This is a genomic window from Burkholderia sp. E168m23 (genome assembly GCF_016586125.1).
Lineage (GTDB): Bacteria > Pseudomonadota > Gammaproteobacteria > Burkholderiales > Burkholderiaceae > Burkholderia > Burkholderia orbicola.
In genome coordinates, this window is record NZ_BCPP01000616.1 from 1 (window position 1) to 4,384 (window position 4,384).

Sequence of the window (4,384 nt, forward strand, 5' to 3'; positions counted from 1 at the left end):
TGCCCGTCGCCGCGAGCTACGAAGTCGATCTATGGGGCCGCTTGCGCGGCGATGCCGACGTCGGCGAACAGAACCTGCTGCAGGCGGCGGCCGATCGCGATGCGGTGCGTCTGCGGGTGGCGACCGAAGTGGCCGTCGACTACCTGACGCTGCGCTACGTCGACGACGATCTCGTGACGCTCACGCGCGCGATCGGGCTGCGACGCACCGCGCTCGACGTGATCGCCGCCCGCGTGCGGGCCGGCGCGGCCAGCGATCTCGACGGGCTGCGCGCGTCGGCCGATCTCGATACCGCGCATGCCGATCTCGCGGAGAGCCGCCGGCTGCGCGAGAACCTCGTCGACGCCCTCGCGGTGCTGACCGGCGTGTCGCCGACCGCGTTCGACGTCGACACGGGCGCCGTGCCCGTGCAGGTGCCGGAGGTGCCGGCCGGGCTGCCGTCCGCGCTGCTCGCCCAACGCCCGGACGTATTCGCGGCGGCACGGCGCGCCGATGCGGCGTCGCTCGAGCTGGGCATCGCGCGCACCGCGTGGCTGCCGACGCTGACGCTGACCGCCGACGGCGGTTTCGCCACCCGCGACCTGCGCTCGTTTCTCGACCGCAACAGCTCGCTGTGGAGTCTCGGCGCGAACGTCGCGCTGACGCTGTTCGACGGCGGCAAGCGCGATGCCGCGGTGGCCACCGCGCGAGCCGGCACGAACGTCGCCGACGCCAACTACCGCGCGACCGCGATCGGTGCGTTGCGCGACGTGCAGGATGCGCTCAACGACATCGCCGCGCAAAAGGAGCGGATCGTGCGCTACGACAGCGCGGCGCGCGCGACGGACGCGGCGGCGCGGCTGTCGCTGAGCCGCTACGCGCACGGTTACGTCAGCTACCTGGAAGTCATCGACGCCGATCGCGACGCACTGAATGCGCGGCGCCAGCTGATTCACAGCCGGCAGGCGCTGGCCGTCGCGACGGTGAGCCTCGTGCGTGCGTTGGGCGGCGGGTGGACGCCCCCGGGGCACGCCGGCCGGGGCGGGTTGCGCGACGCGACGCAAGCCGACGCGCGATGAACGCATCGAACGGCCCGCGAGCGCGTCACGCGCGCGCGAGCCGATGCGCATCCTCGCCGAGAAACCGGTGCACGAAGGTCACGGCCATCGCGCCTTCGCCGACCGCCGACGCGACACGCTTGACCGAGCCCGATCGCACGTCGCCCGCCGCGAACGATCCCGGCACGCTGGTTTCCAGGTGGTACGGCCGGCGCTCGAGCGGCCACACGCGCTCGAACGCCGGACAGTCGTACAGGTCGCCGCCGGTGACGAGATAACCGTCCGGATTGCGAATGATGTCGGTGTCCTTCGCCCAGTCGGTATTCGGCGCGCCGCCGATGCACACGAACAGGCGCGTGGCCGGCAGCCGTTCGCGCGTGCCGTCCGCCGAGCGAAGCTCGATCGCGTCGAGCCAGCCGTCGCCGTGCAGCGCGGCGACGCTCGACCGGTAGCGGACCTCGATGTTCGGCGTGCGTTCGATCCGGTCGATCAGGTAGCGCGACAGCGTGTCGGCGAGCGACGCGCCGCGCACGAGCATCGTCACCTGACGCGCATGCCGCGAGAAATTCATCGCGGCCTGGCCGGCCGAATTGCCGCCGCCGACGATGAAGACCTGCTCGCCCGCGCACATCGGCGCTTCGCTCGACCCGGCGCCGTAGAACAGCCCCGCGTTGAGAAACGCCGGTTCTTCCGGCAGCCCGAGGCTGCGATATTCGATGCCGGTCGCGCAGATGTTCGCGCGGGCGATCAGGATCGACCCGTCGGCGAGCTCGACACGAATCTTGCCGTCGACGAACGTCGCATGCACGCCCTCGCGCATCGTCAGCAGCTCGACGCCGAACTTCACCGCCTGCTCGCGCGCGCGCTCTGCGAGCTCCGCGCCCGGGATGCCGTCGGGGAAGCCCATGTAGTTCTCGATCAGCGAACTCGTGCCGGCCTGCCCGCCTATCGCGCCGCGCTCGATCACGACCGCGCGCAGCCCTTCGGACGCCGCGTAGACCGCCGCGGACAGCCCGGCCGGCCCCGCGCCGTAGATCGACACGTCGTATTCGACGAAGCGCGGCCGCGCAACCCAGCCGAGCCTTGCGGCGATCTCGGCCAGTGTCGGCTGGTACAGGCGCGAGCCGTCCGGAAAGATCACGACCGGCAGCCGGATGTCGCGCAGCGGCGCGATGCCGAGCACCTGCGCGCAGTCGGCGTCGGACGTCAGCTCGCACCAGTCGTACGCGATCATGCGCCGCTGCAGGAAATCGCGGATCGCATACGCGTCCCTGCTGCGCGGCAGGCCGACGATCCGCACGTGTTGCGGTTGCTCCATGAGCGCCTCCCGATGATGTCGATGTCGAATGCGGTCCGGCCGGTGCGGCGGTGCCGCGGCCGGACGCATTTGCGACTGTACGCCGCCGGTACGCGCCGCGCGGGCCGCTTCATGACAATTAAGGTCCGGCCGCGCCACGACGCCGCACAATGTCGCGTATCCGTCCCGCTTGCGGCCTCGCGCCGGCCCCGCCGCAAGCGTCGCTCCCGCGCCGGCATCGGAGCGCAAGATGGCCAACGCCTGTACGCATCTCGACGAAGTACGTGTGTTCGACACCGACAAGGACTACTGTGAGGAATGCATCAAATCGGGCAGCCGCTGGGTGCATTTGCGGATGTGCCTGGTCTGCGGACACGTCGGCTGCTGCGACTCGTCGCCGAATCGCCACGCGAGCCGGCATTTCCACGACACCGGCCACCGGCTCGTCCGCTCGATCGAGCCCGGCGAGCGCTGGATCTGGTGCTACGCGGACGAAGTCGTCGCGGGCGAGGTTCCGTCGTAACGCGACGTGCGGGGCGGCTGCGGACGATGGCCGCCCGTCATCGTCCCCCGGGCGCCGAACCGGGACCGATCCGGGGCCGGACACCGTTCAGAACGTTTCAGCGCCGCTTCAGGCAATGGAAGCGGCCTCTGCGTAGACTGCCGTTCATGAGCTGCCGCGCAGAACGGCGCGTGCGCCCGTTATCGACTGCTGGAGTGACAACATGATCCCCGCCGCCCATCACCGCCGCTCGGCAACACGCTCGCGGCCGCATCGGACGACCCCGCACGGCCGACCCGCATCGTCCGGTGTCGCCGCGCCTCGCATCGCTTGCGGCGCACCGCGTCGCCCGGAGCACGCATGAAGCACAAACGACTCTGGTTCGGCGCGGCCGGCATCGCGGTCGTCGGCCTCGCGGTCGCGATCGGCATCATGGTGCGGCCGTCGATCGCGCCGATCGATCCGCCCGCCCCCGCGTCGTTCGATCCGCAGCTGGTACGCGCCGGCGCGCGCGTCGTCGCGCTCGGCGACTGCATCGTGTGCCACACCGCGAAGGACGGCAAGCCGTTCGCGGGCGGGCTGCCGCTCGCGACGCCGTTCGGCACGATCTACGCGACCAACATCACGCCGGACGCCGAAACGGGGATCGGCCGCTGGTCGCGCGATGCGTTCGCCCGCGCGCTGCGCACCGGCATCGGCCGCAACGGCCAGCCGCTCTACCCGGCGTTTCCGTACATTCATTTCACGCGAATGTCGGACGACGACATCGCCGCCGCGTACGCGTACCTGATGACGCGTGAACCGGTCCACGCGACGGCGCCCGCCAACGACCTGATCTTTCCGCTGAACTTCCGCCCGCTGGTCGCGTTCTGGAACGTGCTGTTCCTGCGCGAAGGCGCGTATCGGCCGGACCCCGCGCAGTCCGCGCAATGGAACCGCGGCAGGATGCTCGTCGACGGGCTCGGCCACTGCGCGTCGTGCCATTCGCCGCTGAACGCGATCGGCGGCGAGCAGCGCGGCCGCGCGTTCGACGGCGGCATCGTCGACGGCTGGGAAGCGCCGCCGCTCAATGCGCTCGGCCAGGCCGCGCGGCCGTGGACGCAGGCACAGCTCGTCACCTACCTGCGCACCGGCCGCGCGAGCGAGCACGGCGCGGCGGCCGGGCCGATGCTGCCGGTCACGCGCGACCTCGCGACGGTGCCGGTGGAGGACGTCGAGGCGATCGCCGCCTACATCCTGTCGATCCAGAAGCCGGCGAACGCGCGTGCGACCGCCGCCGCGAAGCCGGTCGAACGCGCCGCGACGACGCCGGCCGCGCAACGCGGCGCGACGCTGTTCCAGGCGTCGTGCGCGCAGTGCCACGGGCCGGCCGCGCCGATGCAGTCGATCGGCGAACGGCCGACGCTTTCGTTCAGCACGGCGGTCAACGCCGATACGCCGCGCAACGCGATCCAGATGATGTTCAACGGCATCGGCTGGCACGGCGAGGACACGCTCAACTACATGCCGTCGTTCATCGACCAGTACGACGACGCGCAGATCGCCGAT

At 71.2% G+C, this 4,384-nt stretch carries 4 protein-coding genes; 3 read left to right on the forward strand and 1 reads right to left on the reverse strand.

Annotation, left to right across the window (positions count from 1 at the left end; genetic code table 11):
* A partial coding sequence (locus JMF90_RS25985) for an efflux transporter outer membrane subunit (protein WP_201325601.1) occupies window positions 1-1,058 on the forward strand: 1,058 nt, incomplete at its 5' end.
* A gap of 25 nt (window positions 1,059-1,083) precedes the next feature.
* On the opposite strand, the gene JMF90_RS25990 is transcribed toward JMF90_RS25985, so the two are convergent.
* Window positions 1,084-2,355 carry an NAD(P)/FAD-dependent oxidoreductase gene (locus tag JMF90_RS25990; RefSeq protein WP_027811894.1) on the reverse strand — a complete coding sequence of 424 codons (1,272 nt, stop codon included), beginning with the start codon at window positions 2,353-2,355 and terminating at the stop codon, window positions 1,084-1,086.
* 229 nt (window positions 2,356-2,584) lie between these two features.
* On the opposite strand from JMF90_RS25990, the gene JMF90_RS25995 reads away from it, so the two are divergent.
* Together JMF90_RS25995 and JMF90_RS26000 are read left to right on the forward strand one after the other, a co-directional pair.
* Window positions 2,585-2,857 carry a ubiquitin carboxyl-terminal hydrolase 14 gene (locus tag JMF90_RS25995; RefSeq protein WP_201317362.1) on the forward strand — a complete coding sequence of 91 codons (273 nt, stop codon included), beginning with the start codon at window positions 2,585-2,587 and terminating at the stop codon, window positions 2,855-2,857.
* Window positions 2,858-3,196: 339 nt separating this feature from the next.
* A partial coding sequence (locus tag JMF90_RS26000; protein WP_201325602.1) for a cytochrome c occupies window positions 3,197-4,384 on the forward strand: 1,188 nt, incomplete at its 3' end.

Bases quoted from the DNA above. Each gene is read 5' to 3' on its own strand.
- JMF90_RS25995 (WP_201317362.1), top strand. From the start codon at position 2,585: ATGGCCAACGCCTGTACGCATCTCGACGAAGTACGTGTGTTCGACACC.
- JMF90_RS25990 (WP_027811894.1), bottom strand. From the start codon at position 2,355: ATGGAGCAACCGCAACACGTGCGGATCGTCGGCCTGCCGCGCAGCAGG.